This is a genomic window from Alkalibacterium pelagium (genome assembly GCF_900109325.1).
GTDB lineage: Bacteria > Bacillota > Bacilli > Lactobacillales > Carnobacteriaceae_A > Alkalibacterium > Alkalibacterium pelagium.
The window spans coordinates 81,956-98,586 of record NZ_FNZU01000006.1 but is presented as its reverse complement, the minus strand read 5'-3'; the positions used below and the strand labels follow the sequence as shown (position 1 = coordinate 98,586).

Below are 16,631 nucleotides of genomic sequence, written 5' to 3'. Positions count from 1 at the left end.
CTTTCCAAAAAAATACAGAAAAAGATTTGGGAGATGAAATGGGATTCCTTCACACCTATACAAGATATGGCGATTCCTGCAATAATAAATACTGATAAAGATATTATACTATCTTCCGGAACAGCCTCAGGAAAAACTGAGGCTGCATTCTTACCTATTTTGTCGCTGATTGAAAAAAATGCAGAACATAATCTAAAAGTTATATACATATCACCTTTAAAGGCACTGATAAATAATCAGTTTGATCGAATAGAGACCTTGTGTGAACACACCTATATAGAGATACACAAATGGCATGGAGATATCTCTCAGGCGAAAAAGAACAAATTTTTAAAAAATCCAGCCGGCATACTACAAATAACTCCAGAATCCCTGGAAAGTTTGTTTGTAAATAAGACTGAACAGTTAAGTCACATCTTTCACGACTTGGATTTTATAATCATTGACGAAATACATTCTTTCATAGATTCTGAGAGAGGTATCCATCTTCGTTCGCTACTTTCAAGAATGGAGGATTACACTGCAAAAAGACCAAGGATAATCGGTTTATCTGCTACGATCAGTAATTTTACGCTTGTCAAATCCTGGGTTAATCCAAAGAATATCGATAATGTCGAAATTATCAATTCACTAGGCAGTGATAAAAATTTAAGGTATAGCTTAATGCATTTTGATAAAACTGATTTTATAAAACTACCTTTAGATCTTTTAAAGGACTTACGCGAGCTGACAAGACATCATAAATCATTGATTTTTTGTAATAGCAGAGGACAGGTTGAAGAGACTACTGTAATGTTGAATAAACTTGCAAATAAAGAGAATTTGGGTGAAACATATTATGCTCATCATTCATCCATCGACAAGAACGAAAGAGAATATGTAGAACGTAATATGGCCAATGCAAGCCTTCCTAAAAGCGTAGTGGCTACTAGTTCCCTTGAATTGGGTATTGATATCGGGAGCATCGACATGGTCATCCAAATCGACAGCACCTTTACGGTTTCTGCTTTAAAACAGAGATTGGGACGTTCGGGGAGAAAATCAGCTTCCAGTCAAATTTTGCAGCTGTATACTACTGACAGTAACAGTCTTCTACAGTCGCTGGCAGTAATGGAGTTAGTAAAAGAAAAATGGGTGGAACCAGCAACAGGATACCCCTTACCACTAGACATCCTTTTCCACCAGATCATCTCCATGTGTAAAGAAACTAACGGGATTCGAATGAATAACTTGATTGAGAGAATAAAGAGAAACAGTATCTTCTACTCAATGGATGAAGATAAAATACTCCACCTGATTGAAAGTATGGTCGACAACGATTTTTTGGAATTGATAAAAGGTCCAAACGAGTTGATTGTAGGACTAGAAGCAGAAAGCCTGCTAAGAGGCAAAGAGTTTTATTCGGTATTTATGTCTTTTGATCAGTATGATGTATTACATGGAGTCAAGAAAATAGGAAAGATAGACAAAGTCAGTCAATTGAATCCCGGTGATAATATTATTCTTGCTGGTAAGTTATGGGAAATAACACAAATTGATACTAAAAAAAGTAAAGTTTATGTCAGTAAAGCATACGATGGTAAAGCACCAAAATATCTCGGTGGTAATGTTAAGATACACAAGCGAATCGGTGAAAAAATCATGGAACTTCTATGCTCTGAAGAATCTTTTTCATATTTGAATGACGAAGCTAACAGCTTGCTATCAGATAAACGCAGTGCTTACCAACAGTTCTCAGTTAAAAGTAACGAAAGAATCATCTGGACAGATAGAGACACAACAATTTTTGAGACTTTTACAGGATCCGTTATTACTAAAACATTGGTATGGATGTTCAGATACCTAGGGGTCGATGTTTCCCCGCCAGATGGACTGGGAAGGATCAAGATGCTAAATATACCAAATGCCGTAGAAATACTTGCAGAAATAAAAAACAGAGAATGGGATGCAGATGAACTGCTATCTGTTACTTTAGATAAGGAACTCTTCGTCTCGAAATTCTATGATTATTTACCGGAAGACATGCAAAAAGAACTTCATTTTGCGCATGAAATAGATATCAATGGGACGCTCGAATACCTTGAGGACCATGAGTTCAGATCCATTGAACTGTCTAGTTGATTTAGATATATACTACATTTTCAAACTAATAAACATAGGAGGAAATAAATGGACAATCTGCATGTCGAACTTCAAGAATACCATAACGGGATGATCAAACCGGATTATGATTTCGATAAAATCATTTATGACTTGAATACTGATATGAGTCTGCTGTCAAGCCAGGCAGATAAATATGATTATTTAATTTCTATAGGTAGTGGGGTCCTGAGTTCCATGCTTGATATTATGTGGGTGGGTGAGTTCAGTTTAGAGCGCGGCCGAGATATTGCAAGTGAAGAAGTCGATAACTTTGTCATTAAAACTGCTAATTTGTTAGGGCATGAATCTGATGACCTGCAATCTTCAGTTCGATTTCTGGAAAATAAATTTCCTATCCCAAGTGATGGCAATACGCCGGAATTAGGTGGTAGTTTACAGCACCATCTGCGTGATTTTGCACATCATCCTACTATTGTTGGATTGATGTTTTCTTTGCTTACTCAATTCACACATCGATCATACGGGACAGATACGATGGGCAACTTTAAAGTCGTAAAAGTAACTGAAGCCAGCAAAGCCTACATCGGTAAAGATATGTCATCTAAATTGTTCAATGGAACGATTACATGGTTCTTTCATCTTGTAAGTGATATGGCTGGTTCAAGCAGTACTGCTGGACTGAGCGGTGGAACCGGCATTCCGGGACCTCTGCTTTCTTTAGCTAAAGAACTGTCAGCCCTTCCTTTTTTTAGAAAATTGCGAGAAAGTGATAAATCAATATCTAAATTCGTTTCGAAACTATTTAACGGAACACTGCTTGCAAAGCGAGATGGAGAAAATAAAATAATTAAGGGAACTGAACTTAGATTCGATATACGCGGTGAACTAGGTCTTGGTTTGGAGATTGGTCGACAGGCCACACCGGTGGTCGCAAACGAGTGTATGGTCAGAAGCTTTTATTTCATTCGTCGTCTAGCTATTGAAATACAAGAGAACGAACCACGATCCGTCGATGAGTTAAAGCAGATCAGCTGGGACAAGGTCGTGCCGCATAATGATCCTACTATAACGAGAATGCTTACGATCGCGACCGGAGTTTTTTCCACGATCGACATTGGTGAAGCGATAGTCACTCAAAAACATTGGATCTCTGTTAACTATATCGGTATCGGTCGATTTGCAGTCGCCATTGGAGAAGACGTGACTTGGGGGTTGAAGGTCCGCAAAATCACTAAAATAAAGCAAATGTATGAGGATATTCAGAAGAACACGTTCGAGAAAACTGATGATACTCTATACAAGAAAATAAGTGCGGATATGACAAACGAAAAGTTCGGGTTGACTGCTGAGCATACAGAGATTTTGTATAATCTTCAGTACTATAAGATACGCAATGATATTCGTCAGACTAGGACACCTTTTAAAACTCAAGATGTAAAAGTCTTAAAACACGAATGGTTGAAAGAATGGAAAAATTATATAACAGAAGGCTTTTCAAGCTTTCTTCAGGATAAAGAGGCTGAGATGCATTGGTATACAGAAAGAGAATTGCTCTCTGCAATCGAACTAAATGAGCCAAATAAAATCTGGTTCAGACTGGTTTTGCTGGAAGCCATGATGTTCGAACCATATTTTCCGATGAGTGTTGAAAAAAACAAAAAAGGCAGTGATATCCCCACTAGAAAATATAAGCTCCTGAAGAAAAAAGGCAATGGGTATAATGAAAGTACAGGTGACGATTACCTCGATTCATTTTTCTCGGAGGTTTATTATCCTGAAGATTACATACGCAGACTGCGTAAATCTTACAACAGTGTAATTCGCGAGTTGAATGAAGTCTTGAAGACATTAATAAAATCATTATCCATTACAGCAGTGATTACTATCCTCTCTGTTGCGACAGCGGGTGCTCTAGCTCCATCGATTGCAGTGGCACTGGTAGGGTCTAATTTTGCCGGACTTAATGGCGCAGCATTGACAGCAGCCTCACTTGCTTATCTAGGAGGGGGAGCTGTTGCAGCAGGAGGGGCTGGGATGGCTGGTGGAACGATAGCTGTGGTCGGTGGTGGAGCAGTGCTAGGATTAGGTATAGGTGCAGGCATAGGTGGAACAGTAGGTGCCGCCGGGTTGCTTGACAAACGGCATACAATTATTCAATCAGCAAAACTTCTTGTCTCCGTCAGAGAAATTTTTCTCACTGATGAACATGATACAGAATACTCTAACACTGTTTACCAGCAATATTTACAGCAATTATTGGAGTTAAAGAAAAGTATCGTAGAACTAAGACTTAAGGCAGATAACTTAACTGGTGATGAAAAGCAGGAACTTCAAAAACGACTTAAAAATGCAGAAGATACCGCAAAAGCAATGAGCATAGCGAAAGATAACTTGAAAAAATATATCACAACTTTCGAAGCAGAAACACTGTAGTAAAATAGTCAGAAAATAATCAATAAAGAGTACCTGAATGTAGACTTGCACCAGCCATGATACTCTTTAATGTTTTTTATATATATTGTTTTAACTAACTAGAAAACCGCTGTTCCTGTTATTGAATAAACCTCTCGATATTGTATTAATGTCCACTTTTATTATTGAGATATTCGTTTAATTGCTGTTTTACTCTTACAATTGTCCATGGGTGCTGCTAATCATAACTTAGCTAATCAGTTCAAAATCATTATTGTTACGTTCACGTTTGCAAGGTTTTTAAGTAGATAATTATCAAGAATTATATTAAAAATCTGATTAAAAAACTACCCTTTAACAGCTTCATATGAGAATCAAGTACACGATTATATTGAAGGTGGAGCTTTTTACAACGATAGTTACTTTTCCATAACAGGCTTTACAAGCGGCGGAGCACCATATGGCTTCACGATGAAAAACTGAAAAACAAAGATTTCTGGAAGAAGAAAAGAATGATTGAATAGACAATGACATTGAATTACTAATACAAACACTCACAAAAAGACCTTTAACTCAGTTCAAAATACTGATCAAAGGTCTTTTTTGAATAATGTTGTTATGTTCCTAACAATTTCGAGACGTTATTACGGCATTTATTTAATAATTTATCTGGCACAGTCTCAATTATCTTAAAGGATCGAGCCTTAATATCAATCGTGTTGATACTATCTGTGAGTATGACTCCGTCTGTTTTGAGTGAAGAAGGTAACTCAACTTCGAAGGGATAACCTTTTTTTGAATGCGTAATAGGTAATACCACACACATATTGACTCGTTTATTGTAGTACGTCTGACTAATAACTAAGCATGGCCTATAGCCACCTTGTTCGTGTCCTTTAGTGGGGTCCAAACTGACAAGGATAATGTCCCCAGATTCGGGAATACTCAAAACAACTCTCTCCCAACTGGCTCAACTAAATCTATTAAATCCTGTCTATTATCCTCGTTAATTAAATCAACCATTTCTTCAAGTGAAAGATCTTTTTTAGGCTCGATAATTAACTTACCATCTTTTACTTGGAGATAGACTGCCGATTCTTCTTCAAGATTCAATTCAGTGGCCATTTCTTTTGGTATACGAAGACCAATACTATTTCCCCAACGTTTAGTTTGCTTCTCAATCTTATTATCTGAGCTCATCTATTATCACCATCCTAAATGATATTACATGTGTATTATACCACTTGTTTATACATAAGTATACACACATACACAAGTATGGCTTAAATTGTCTATTTCTTGTGTAAGGCATTTTTTATAGCCCGTTTATACCGAACATTGAGAAAAGACTAAATTCTTTATCTCATACAGTCTTGCATTCTAAAATTCTTTCGTGAAATAAACAAAAAATACAAAAGAGCACATATATCCTAAGTATAATTTGTTACTCCATCAAGTTATTTATACTGATACATAAACCGCTCCATATAATACATAAAGATCTGACTGTAAAACCCTGGAAAGTTCAAATCGCTGGCATGTTCACCGTATGGTAGGCGGATGACTGCTATGTCAGTGTTGCCGTTGTTCAAATATGCTTCTTCGAACAGATCTGCTACTCTTGGATCGACGATTTTGTCGTGGTCTCCCTGGTAAACCAGGGCAGGTGGGCTATTCTCATCGACGAGCAGGGCGGGGTCGACGAGGTCGTCTTCACCATTGATCTCCTGATAGCCTGCCAGACCGTTAGCTGGGTAGATCGGGATGATCCCACTGACGGTCAGCCGTTCGTCTAATATATCGGTGTACTGCCCGCTTGCGAGTCCTAGAGCTACTGCATTAGCCAAGTGTCCACCAGCTGATCCACCTGAGAAGAAGACGGAATCGATACTGGCGCCGAAGTCTTCATGATTATCTGCCAGATAGGTAGTAAATTCCCCAAGATGTCTGACCATGTCATCGATGGAAAACTCGCCTGAGACTTCATCAGGCACATCAGCCAGATTGACAAACTGGTCCTGATCGTTCAGTCCGTACTGCACGTCGAATACGACATATCCTTGAGCCGCAAAGTACTTATTGACCTGCGCAAAGTTTTCAGCCCCTTTGCTCCCTGTATTCCAGCCGCCACCATGGATACGAACCAAAGTCGAGCCTTCTCCGGGAAGATTCTGTGCTTCTGCTAATGGCGTATAGACATCGAACCGAAGTTCCAGACCATCATCGACTCCTTCAGTGCCTTCGTAGTAAAAAATGTCTTCTGTTAGATTGTATGGTTCAGACTGGATGCCAAAGAAATAAGCCGGGATTGATACAGGTCGCTGGCTGAATTCAGGCACCTCATCATCGAACGTTCTCCATTCGTCTCCAAACGCTTCAGTATAGCTGGCTTCCGACTCATTCAACAGAGAAGGTGTCGTAATCAGTGGGAGAGAGAAGACTAAGAACAGGCCATTTCCGATGAGTAAAACGCTCGCTCCTTTAATCGACTGCCAGTCAAGTCGAGAGAGCTTAAGCAAAAGACCAGAGCAGCTTAGAAAAATAAAACTGTAAAACAGGCTGTACTGGGAAATGATGATTTCTAGCAGGCTGACGTCCGGATTGAACAGCATGACGAAAGCCAGCAGCAGTCCAGCCAGCAAGGAAAGACTCAGCACGACGATCAAGATAACTCTCGCTAGTTTCTTTCCTTTTGATTTGGCTGTAAACCGGAAACCATATACTTTATTATTTGCGTGTAGTCTATGTAAGAGAGCTTCACGATTCATAACTCCACCAGTGATAAGCAGCAGCAACATAAGGCTCATTGACACCGCACTTCTGGACGATTCATTCGTCGGAGACAATGAAACGACGGTATTCATAAGCATGACCACCATCAGGCCAAGACTGGACAAAGTCAGATAGATCAGCTTCAGTTTCTCCTGTGCCTGATTAAATATACTGGTGAAGATATTGCCCGCCATTGTCAGAATCAATAAGCCCCCATAAATATTCCACATAAGGGTTTCTCCAGGGAAAACAATGTAGAGGATACTCAGAAAAAATAGAATGGTATTTGATATGACTAGTGTTTTAAAGAAAGCTTTCATGCTGTCACTCCAGATTCAATAGATACAAAATTTGACTTCTTTCCTGTTCTATTCATTGTATGCAATTAATCTGGGAGATTCAATTTATAAGCAGGTTGCTTACTCCTGGCAGGATCAAATAGTACGCAAACTCCTCTTTCGGGAGTATAATGAAAGAGGAAACAAGAATACACACTAACCCTACAATCGGCGAACATAACTTATCAATCTGAACCAACGAAAGGAGCTTACACCATGAGAGCTGTCTATAAAGATGTAGTTCTGGCAGAAAGTGACCGGACTGAACTGGTGGAGAACAATCATTACTTCCCAAGAGAATCGGTGAATATGGATTTATTTGTCAAGAGCGATACAGAGTACACTTGTCCGTGGAAAGGAGAAGCCACCTACTATTCAATCAAGATTGGCGACGAAATTATCAAGGATGCGGCCTGGTCCTATGAAGATCCAAAAGAGAAAGCACGGAACATCAAGGGTCACTTGGCGTTTGAAAAACAGTTTGTCGAGTAGCCAGTGTTTTGAATAAGTTCTGAAAAGAATTAAAGAGGATCCCTCTGTCTCCTGTGTGACTGCTGGAGTAGGGGGATTTTCCATTGTTATTCTGTTTAAGTCATTTTATACAGTATATTCCACACATTATTTCAGAAAATCCCTATATTGATGCGACCGTGTGTTTATTTTTCGCATAAAATCAAGTATACTAGAGGGGTATTGGTTAAGTGAGGTGAAGAAGTTAATGAAAAAGTTGGTTCAGCATGTTTACGATCAGTTTGGTGTGACGTTCAATGACCGGTCAGTTTTGATCGAGGCGTTTACCCATTCATCCTATGCGAATGATCATCGTGACGAACAGATCAGAAATTTGGAACGGCTTGAATTTTTAGGCGATGCGGTACTTGAAGTGACCGTGTCCGAATATCTCTACCATAAATACCCGAATCATCCTGAGGGGCAGCTGACTCGCATGCGTGCGTCGATTGTACGAGCGGAGAGTCTGGCTAAACTGGCCAAGGAGTACAACCTTCATCAGTTTGTGCGTCTGGGCAAAGGGGAAGAACAGATGAACGGCCGGACACGCCCGTCACTTTTATGTGATGTGCTGGAAGCCTTCATTGGTGCGGTATTTGTGGATCAGGGAATGGATGTTGTAAAAGACATCTTAAAAGCCATATTATTTCCGAAAATTGATTCCGGTGCTTTCTCTCATGGGATGGATCACAAGACGGCTTTACAGGAGTTGCTGCAGCGTAATGGTGTAGTGACGATCGAGTACACAGTAGTGGACAAGAGAGGTCCCGACCATCAGAAGGAATTCGTCGTTGAAGTCAATGTCGAAGGCGATCTGTTTGGAAAAGGTGTGGGACGCTCCAAGAAAGCAGCAGAACAGGCGGCAGCGAAAGTTGCGCTTGAGATGCTGGAAGAATCGAATGAGTCGTAGTGTTCATGCGTCAGTCGAATACTATGAAGGAGAGACGATCACGTGCAATTAAAACGATTAGAAATTAAAGGGTTCAAGTCTTTTGCCGACAAGACGGTTCTGGACTTTACGAAAGGGATCACGGCTGTGGTCGGTCCGAACGGGAGCGGCAAGTCGAACATCATCGAGGCAATCCGCTGGGTCATGGGTGAGCAGTCAGCCAAGACCTTGCGCGGCGGCCGGATGCATGACGTGATCTTTTCCGGTACGGATCTGAGAAAGTCAATAAACATTGCGGAAGTCACCCTGGTTCTGGACAATCAGGATGGCTTTCTTCCTGTGGAATTCGAAGAGGTCAGTGTGACTCGACGAATCAATCGTAACGGGGACAGCGACTACCTCATCAACAAGGAAAACTGCCGTCTGAAAGATATCGTGGATCTGTTCATGGATTCCGGTTTAGGGAAAGAATCCTTTTCCATCATCTCTCAGGGGCAGGTCGAAGCCATCTTCAACAGCAAAGCCGAAGACCGCCGGGCGATCTTTGAAGAAGCGGCCGGTGTCTTCAAGTACAAGACTCAGAAACTAAAGGCTGAACGTAAGCTGTTTGAAACGCAGGATAATCTGGACCGGGTTCAGGATATTCTGTATGAATTGACGGCTCAGCTTGAACCGCTAAAAGAACAGAAAGACATTGCGGAAAGTTTCGTCAAACAGAAGGAAGAACTGACAGATCTGGATATTGCTCTTTCGGTCATGAAAATCGACGAGTATGTTCAGGATCAGAAAAGCAGTAAGGAAAAGGCGGAACAATTCTCCAGACATGCCTTGCAGCTGACTCAGGAGATCGATTCGAATACTCAGGTCATTAAAGAGAAGAAACACGCTCTCCATGAGGTCGAGACCAGAAGGGACGCCATTCATGACCAGCATATCGAGTCCATCAAGCAGATCGAGCGGACGGAAGCCAGCTTAAGACTGGTAGAAGAGCAGGAAAAGCATCAGGATGCCTTCCTGAGCGAGAAACAGGGTCTGTTAGATCGTGAAGAGCGACAGCTGTGCGAGCTGGAAGAACAGATGGCCGACGTCAAGCAGACGTATTCAGAACAATCTGAACAGGTCAGTCAGCTGAAAGACGACTACACACAGAAAGAAGACCAGCTGAAACGCCTGCTTGGAAACAAGGAAGAAGCGATGGAAGCCTTGCGTGCCGATTATATTGAGGCGATGCAGGAAAAGACGTCTTTAAAAAATGAAGAAACCTACCTGACCAGACAGCTGAACCAGACGTCACTGTCGTCAGAAAAGCAGAACAAAGCAGTCAGAGATGTGACGGAGAAACTCACTGAATCCGAAGCGTCACTTAAAGAGAAGGAAGCAGAATTAAAAGCACTGAAGACCGACTTGGACGAACTGCTTCGCTCATTTAAAGAGACCAAAACACGTCTGGATGATATTGAATCATCTTATGGACAGAAAGCCTCCCGTATCAGTCAGCTCCAGCAGCAGCTAAACCGGGCTCAGGCCAAACAGCAGAGCCTGGCTGAAATGCAGGAAAACTACGCCGGCTACTTCGCCGGGGTCAAAGCCGTCATGACAGCCAAGAATCAGCTGGATGGCATCGTCGGAACGGTCGCAGACATGATGGATGTGCCGACTGACTACACGGAAGCGATCGATGTCGTTTTGGGTGCAGCCAGTCAGTTCGTTATTGTCGAAGACGAAAAAGCAGGAAGAGATGCGATCCAGCATTTGAAACAGAAACGTGCCGGTCGCGCGACTTTCCTGCCGCTGACAACAATCAAACCGCGTTCGGTTGCCGGGCATCACATTTCACGTGCCGGCAGCACGGACGGCTACATCGGAATCGCCAGTGAGCTGATCCAGTACGACGACAAGGTATCTTCTGTGATGAAGAACCTGTTAGGATCGACTATCGTGGCCAAAGACCTTCAGTCGGCCAATGCGATCGCTAAAGCGGTCCAGTACAGTGTCCGTGTCGTGAGTCTGGAGGGCGACGTGATGAATGCCGGTGGATCCATGACTGGTGGGGGCGGCAAGCGCTCCTCCAACGCCCATCTCTTTTCACAGAAGAAAGAAGAGAAGGCCCTGCGCATTCAGATCGACGAACTGGAAAAGACCTTGTCACTCAGACAGGAAGAGAACCGCACAGAACAGGAGCAGCGCACACAGCTTTCAGCACAGCTGGAAGACCTGCGTGCCTCGGGTGAAGACAAGCGTCTGGCTGAAAAGCAGCTGGAATACGAAGTGACTCAGCTGACTGAAACCGTCAGACGTCTCGAGCGCGAGAAAAAAGGCCTGCTCTTTGAAGTCAATGAATCAAGCACAGAAGAAAACACCCTGTCCGAACAGCTGAAAGACGTTCAGTCCAAGCGGACCGAAGCGGATGAGACGCTGGTCCGTCTGAAAGCTGAAATGGATCAGCTCTCGGATGAAAAAGAAAACAGAGAAGAACAGAAAGAACGACTCCAGGCGGAACAAGGTGAGATTCTGGAAGCCTGGAACCAGGCCCGGGAAGCTCTCGCGTCTACCCGTTCCCGCCGAGACAGTCTGGCTGATCAGATTACTCAGGTCGAAGAGGCCATCTCTGCAATTAAAGAAGACCTTGATCAACTGGAACGCGGTGAGGAACTGGAATCCAAGGAAGACCTGGATGCCCGTCTTTCTCAGCTGAATGATGAAGCAGACGAGCTGCGCACATCGGAACAGAAACTGAAGACCGAGCACAGCGAACTGGATAGAGCAGTAAATGATCTGGAAGAGCGGACAGCTGACCTTCAGGAACGACGGTCGAACCTTCAAGGCGAGAAAAACCAGCTGGATATTCAGATCTCAAGACTGGATGTGTCGATCGACCATCTGCTGGACTACTTATCCGAAGAGTATACGATCAGTTACGAAGAAGCCAAGCTGAACCAGCCTGACGACATCGACCGGGAAGACACTCAGAAACGGGTGAAACTGCTTAAACGAGGCATTGAAGAACTCGGTCCGGTCAATATCGGCTCGATCGATGAATACGAGCGCGTTCATGAACGGCATTCATTCCTTGCCACTCAGCAGCAGGATCTGCTTGAAGCGAAGGAAAAACTGTATGACACGATGGATCAGATGGACAATGAAGTCAAGAAGCGCTTCTATGAGACCTTCAGCCTGATTAAAGACCAGTTTGCGATCGTCTTTCCACGCATGTTTGGAGGAGGACGGGCAGAACTGCGCCTGACCGATCCGGATGACTTGCTGGAATCAGGGATCGAAATCGTGGCACAGCCACCTGGTAAGAAACTGCAGTCGCTGAGTCTTTTGTCTGGTGGAGAACGTGCCCTGACAGCACTCTCGCTGCTCTTTGCGATCATACAGGTCCGTCCGATCCCATTCTGTATTCTGGATGAGGCCGAAGCGGCTCTGGATGAAGCAAATGTGACCCGATTCGGACGCTACCTGCACGAATTTGCCTCCGACACCCAATTTATCGTCATCACGCACCGTAAGGGAACCATGGAAGAAGCGGATTCGCTCTACGGCGTGACTATGAAAGAGAAAGGCGTGTCCAAGCTGGTATCCGTTCAGCTTCAGGATCTGGATGAACGCGTCGAACAATCCTGACAGGAGGACCTTATGTCAATCAAACTAGTCGCAATCGACCTGGACGGTACACTGTTGAACAGTGACCACCAGGTATCAGAAGAAAACAAGCGTGCTATTCAAAAAGCCAAGGACCAGGGCGTGAAGATCGTCCTGGTTACCGGACGCCCACTGAAAGGCATGCTGTCGATACTGGAAGAATGCAATTTGACCGAAGAAGGCGATCTGGGTCTGACCTATAATGGTGGGCTGGTCCAGTGGACACGTACTGGGGAAACCCTTCGAGAAATCACTTTATCTAAAGAAGATGTTCAAGACGTCTACCGGTTGAGTCAGGACCTGGATCTGCCCTGCAATTTCATTGATCTCGATACAGTCTATGAACCGTCTTATCCAAAAGGCAAACCGTCTCAGTACCACAAGCATATGAAGGCTTTGCCTTATAAGCCGCTTGATATGGTCACTTTCCCGGAATCCTTTGCCATCAACAAGATTGTCATGTGCTGGCACCAGGAGGAACTGGACCAAAAGATCAAGGATATTCCTAAGGTGTATCATGACCGCTATACAATCATGAAATCCCGGGACAATCTGCTTGAAGTTCTCCCGAAGACGGTGGACAAAGGGAAAGGCCTGATTCTTTTAAGTGAACTGCTGGATATCTCACTTGATGAGATGATGGCGATCGGCGATCAGGAAAATGATCTGGCAATGGTTCAGACAGCCGGTACAGGTGTAGCGATGGCCAATGCGACAGATATCGTCAAAGACGCCGCTCAAATTGTCACTAAATCCAACGATGAGCACGGTGTTGCTTATGCTATTGAACAATATGTGTTAAACTAACTGTATATGCGTCATAAAAAGTGAGAGAAAGAGTGAATCCATTATGGGATTATTTGACAAGATCAAATCCGCTTTTACTGGGGCGGATAAACAGACGGAACCACAGGAAGTAGTCGAAGATGACGTCAAGGAAGTTGTTGAAGACTCCGCTGCCGAAGATACGACACTGGAACCGGATGATACCAAGAAAGAAACCGAACAGTACGAAAAAGGACTGAAGAAATCCCGTGTGTCGTTCACTCGCCGTTTGAATGAACTGCTTGCGAACTTCCGCTATGAAGATGAGGAATTCTTCGAAGAACTGGAAGACCTGCTGATCGAATCAGACGTCGGCTTTGAAGCGACCATGCAGATTGCTGAAAAACTCCGCTACGAATCAAAAGTTGAGAACGTCAGAAGCATGAAAGATGCTGAGCGCGTCATCGTACAGACGATGGTCGACATGTACGGCGAAAGCAATCCGGATCATCACGAATTCAACGAGAATCCAGATGGGCTGACAGTTGTTCTTTTTGTCGGCGTCAATGGCGTCGGGAAAACAACGACGATTGCGAAAATGGCTCATCAGTATATCGATAAAGGCAAGAAAGTCGTCATGGCTGCGGGAGACACTTTCCGTGCCGGAGCGATCGAACAGCTGCATATCTGGGGAGACCGTGTTGGAGCGGAAGTCATTTCCACCAAACAAGGTGGAGATCCGGCTGCTGTGGTCTACGATGGAATCAAGACTGCTCAAGAGTCTGGTGCTGACATCCTGCTTATCGATACAGCCGGACGTCTTCAGAACAAGAAGAATCTGATGAACGAACTCGAGAAGATGAAACGCGTCATTTCAAGAGAAATTCCAGATGCGCCGCACGAGACCTTGCTAGTATTGGATGCCACTACAGGGCAGAACGCTTTGAACCAGGCAAAGATATTCCAGGAAACAACAGACGTAACAGGTATCGTTCTGACTAAAATGGATGGAACGGCTAAAGGGGGAATCGTCCTGGCTATCGGTAAAGAGCTAGGTATTCCTGTGAAATTCGTCGGACTGGGTGAGACCATGAACGACCTTCATCCATTCGATACTGAGAAATTCGCTTACGGCCTGTTCAAGGAACTGATTGCACAGACCAATTAAATTATTTTTACTGTACAACTGAGATTTAACTCAAGAAAGGTGGCCACTGATTATGGAACTGGAAAAAACCCTGCGTATGAACAGTCTCTTTGCATTCTATCGTCCGCTCCTGACGCCCAAGCAGCAGGAATACATGAAGTTATATTATGGTGATGACTATTCACTGGGTGAAATCGCGGATGCTTTTTCAGTGAGTCGCCAGGCTGTGTATGACAACATCAAACGCTCTGAAGTTATTTTACAGGACTATGAAAGCAAGCTGCATCTGGTGGAAGAATTCGACAAGAAACAGGACGCAGTTGATACATTAAAAGAGTATGCTCAAGAGAAGCATGCATCAGACACGCGTCTGCACGAGCTGATAGACGCGATCAGTCTGGATTCAATGAGAGAGGAATGAAACAGGTATGGCCTTTGAAGGATTAACAGGACGCCTGCAGGATGCCTTTTCCGGACTGCGTAAGAAAGGAAAAGTTACTGAGGCGGATGTAAAAGACGTCATGCGTGAGGTCAGACTGGCCTTGCTGGAAGCCGACGTCAACTATAAAGTAGTTAGAAATTTTGTTAAGACCGTGCGAGAAAAATCATTAGGTGAAGAAGTACTTGGAAGCCTGAATGGGGGCCAACAGGTCGTCAAGATCGTTAACGACGAGCTGACGGAACTGATGGGTGGCGAACAGGAGAAAATCATTTTTGCCGATCCAGGTCAGGGACCGACCATCTACATGATGACCGGTCTGCAAGGGGCAGGAAAGACAACGACTGCCGGTAAACTGGCAAATTATCTCCGCAAGCACGAAAACAAGAAACCAATGATGGTCGCAGCCGATATCTATCGTCCAGCGGCGATCGATCAGCTGGAAACGCTGGGCCGCGATTTGGATATCCCTGTCTTCAGTATGGGGGACCAGGTCAGTCCTGTCGAGATCGCTGAAAAAGGGATCCAGCAGGCAAAAGATGAGAACCGCGACGTCGTCATCATCGATACGGCCGGTCGTCTTCACATCGACGAAAACCTGATGAACGAACTGGAAGACGTCAAAGCTGCCGTCAATCCGCACGAGATCTTCCTTGTGGTGGATGCCATGACTGGTCAGGACGCCGTCAACGTAGCGGATTCATTCAATGACCGTTTGAGCATTACCAGTGTAATCCTGACGAAACTCGATGGTGACACACGAGGGGGTGCTGCGCTGTCGATTCGTTCCGTTACAAATAAACCAATCAAGTTCACCGGTACTGGTGAGAAGCTTGAAGCGCTGGAACCATTCTATCCGGACCGTATGGCTAACCGTATCCTTGGTATGGGAGACATTCTGACACTGATCGAACGTGCTCAGCAGGAAGTCGATGAAGAGCGTGCCGAAGAAATGGCCGCTAAAATGCGTGAAAACCGCTATGACTTCAATGACTTCATCGAACAGATGGATCAGATGACCAATATGGGGCCGATGGAAGACATCCTTAAAATGATTCCGGGTATGAGCAATGTACCGGGAATGGCTGATTTCCAGATGGATCCTAAAGACATCGCGCACATGAAGGCGATCGTTCTATCCATGACGCCGGAAGAACGTGAAAATCCGGATATCCTGTCACAGAAACGCAGACGCCGTATCGCCAAAGGATCTGCCCGTGACATCGCTGAAGTCAACCGCATGATCAAGCAGTTCAAGCAGTCTAAAGAGATGATGAGCAAAATGTCCAAAGGAAACATGGGCGGCATGCCGGGTCTTGATAAACTAATGGGCGGCGGAGTCAAAGGTAAACTCGGTAAGATGGCACTAAACGGAATGTCCAAGAAAAACAACAAGAAGAAAAAGAAGAAGAAAATCAGACGCAAGAAGTAATTGGGTCAACAGGGGAGGTCAGGACTTTATGGTCCTGGCTTTTTTTATTCCTCGGCTATGTTAGTCTTTAGCATAGGTGACATATATTAAAATAGAGCTTCCACAAATTCGTAAGCTCCATTTTTAAGTTTACATGTTTAACTAACTATATCTTATTCATCTTGCGCATCTATAAAACT

Annotated in this window: 12 protein-coding genes; 9 read left to right on the top strand and 3 right to left on the bottom strand. The window is 43.9% G+C overall.

Going from position 1 to position 16,631, the window contains the following annotated elements:
- The first annotated feature begins 33 nt into the window (after positions 1-33).
- Together BMX79_RS06430 and BMX79_RS06425 are read left to right on the top strand one after the other, a co-directional pair.
- Positions 34-2,121, top strand: coding sequence for a DEAD/DEAH box helicase (locus BMX79_RS06430; RefSeq protein ID WP_174760391.1), 2,088 nt, complete (start codon positions 34-36; stop codon positions 2,119-2,121).
- Positions 2,122-2,169: 48 nt separating this feature from the next.
- Positions 2,170-4,536, top strand: coding sequence for a hypothetical protein (locus BMX79_RS06425; protein WP_091480502.1), 2,367 nt, complete (start codon positions 2,170-2,172; stop codon positions 4,534-4,536).
- A gap of 595 nt (positions 4,537-5,131) precedes the next feature.
- On the opposite strand, the gene BMX79_RS12810 is transcribed toward BMX79_RS06425, so the two are convergent.
- The 3 genes from BMX79_RS12810 to BMX79_RS06410 all read right to left on the bottom strand — a co-directional run bounded on the left by BMX79_RS12810 (position 5,132) and on the right by BMX79_RS06410 (position 7,517).
- The gene (locus BMX79_RS12810; RefSeq protein ID WP_091480499.1) at positions 5,132-5,464 is read right to left on the bottom strand and encodes a type II toxin-antitoxin system PemK/MazF family toxin; all 333 of its coding nucleotides are present in this window, start codon (positions 5,462-5,464) and stop codon (positions 5,132-5,134) included.
- Positions 5,461-5,715 (bottom strand): AbrB/MazE/SpoVT family DNA-binding domain-containing protein, encoded by a 255-nt coding sequence (locus BMX79_RS06415; protein ID WP_091480497.1) that lies wholly within the window; start codon positions 5,713-5,715, stop codon positions 5,461-5,463. Before BMX79_RS06415 ends, BMX79_RS12810 begins: the two co-directional genes overlap by 4 nt.
- A gap of 257 nt (positions 5,716-5,972) precedes the next feature.
- Positions 5,973-7,517: an alpha/beta hydrolase gene (locus BMX79_RS06410; RefSeq protein WP_170230987.1), complete on the bottom strand. Its 1,545-nt coding sequence runs from the start codon at positions 7,515-7,517 to the stop codon at positions 5,973-5,975.
- A gap of 324 nt (positions 7,518-7,841) precedes the next feature.
- Between BMX79_RS06410 and BMX79_RS06405 the strand changes: the two genes are divergently transcribed.
- From BMX79_RS06405 to ffh, 7 genes are all read left to right on the top strand, one after another.
- A complete protein-coding gene (locus BMX79_RS06405) occupies positions 7,842-8,117 on the top strand; it encodes a DUF427 domain-containing protein (RefSeq protein ID WP_091480491.1) in 276 nt (91 codons plus the stop codon).
- 226 nt (positions 8,118-8,343) lie between these two features.
- Positions 8,344-9,045 (top strand): ribonuclease III, encoded by a 702-nt coding sequence (rnc, locus tag BMX79_RS06400; RefSeq protein WP_091480489.1) that lies wholly within the window; start codon positions 8,344-8,346, stop codon positions 9,043-9,045.
- A gap of 42 nt (positions 9,046-9,087) precedes the next feature.
- Positions 9,088-12,651 carry a chromosome segregation protein SMC gene (smc, locus tag BMX79_RS06395; protein WP_091480486.1) on the top strand — a complete coding sequence of 1,188 codons (3,564 nt, stop codon included), beginning with the start codon at positions 9,088-9,090 and terminating at the stop codon, positions 12,649-12,651.
- Positions 12,652-12,663: 12 nt separating this feature from the next.
- Positions 12,664-13,476 (top strand): Cof-type HAD-IIB family hydrolase, encoded by an 813-nt coding sequence (locus tag BMX79_RS06390; protein ID WP_091480484.1) that lies wholly within the window; start codon positions 12,664-12,666, stop codon positions 13,474-13,476.
- A 43-nt stretch (positions 13,477-13,519) separates the two neighbouring features.
- Positions 13,520-14,602, top strand: a complete 1,083-nt coding sequence (gene ftsY, locus BMX79_RS06385) for a signal recognition particle-docking protein FtsY (RefSeq protein WP_091480481.1) — start codon at positions 13,520-13,522, stop codon at positions 14,600-14,602.
- 52 nt (positions 14,603-14,654) lie between these two features.
- Positions 14,655-15,002, top strand: coding sequence for a putative DNA-binding protein (locus BMX79_RS06380; protein ID WP_091268181.1), 348 nt, complete (start codon positions 14,655-14,657; stop codon positions 15,000-15,002).
- Positions 15,003-15,009: 7 nt separating this feature from the next.
- Positions 15,010-16,452 carry a signal recognition particle protein gene (ffh, locus tag BMX79_RS06375; protein ID WP_091480478.1) on the top strand — a complete coding sequence of 481 codons (1,443 nt, stop codon included), beginning with the start codon at positions 15,010-15,012 and terminating at the stop codon, positions 16,450-16,452.
- The last annotated feature ends 179 nt before the right edge of the window (positions 16,453-16,631 follow it).

Bases quoted from the DNA above. Each gene is read 5' to 3' on its own strand.
- BMX79_RS06430 (WP_174760391.1), top strand. From the start codon at position 34: ATGAAATGGGATTCCTTCACACCTATACAAGATATGGCGATTCCTGCA.
- BMX79_RS06425 (WP_091480502.1), top strand. From the start codon at position 2,170: ATGGACAATCTGCATGTCGAACTTCAAGAATACCATAACGGGATGATC.
- BMX79_RS06415 (WP_091480497.1), bottom strand. From the start codon at position 5,715: ATGAGCTCAGATAATAAGATTGAGAAGCAAACTAAACGTTGGGGAAAT.
- BMX79_RS06410 (WP_170230987.1), bottom strand. From the start codon at position 7,517: ATGTGGAATATTTATGGGGGCTTATTGATTCTGACAATGGCGGGCAAT.
- BMX79_RS06405 (WP_091480491.1), top strand. From the start codon at position 7,842: ATGAGAGCTGTCTATAAAGATGTAGTTCTGGCAGAAAGTGACCGGACT.
- rnc (WP_091480489.1), top strand. From the start codon at position 8,344: ATGAAAAAGTTGGTTCAGCATGTTTACGATCAGTTTGGTGTGACGTTC.
- BMX79_RS06390 (WP_091480484.1), top strand. From the start codon at position 12,664: ATGTCAATCAAACTAGTCGCAATCGACCTGGACGGTACACTGTTGAAC.
- ftsY (WP_091480481.1), top strand. From the start codon at position 13,520: ATGGGATTATTTGACAAGATCAAATCCGCTTTTACTGGGGCGGATAAA.
- BMX79_RS06380 (WP_091268181.1), top strand. From the start codon at position 14,655: ATGGAACTGGAAAAAACCCTGCGTATGAACAGTCTCTTTGCATTCTAT.
- ffh (WP_091480478.1), top strand. From the start codon at position 15,010: ATGGCCTTTGAAGGATTAACAGGACGCCTGCAGGATGCCTTTTCCGGA.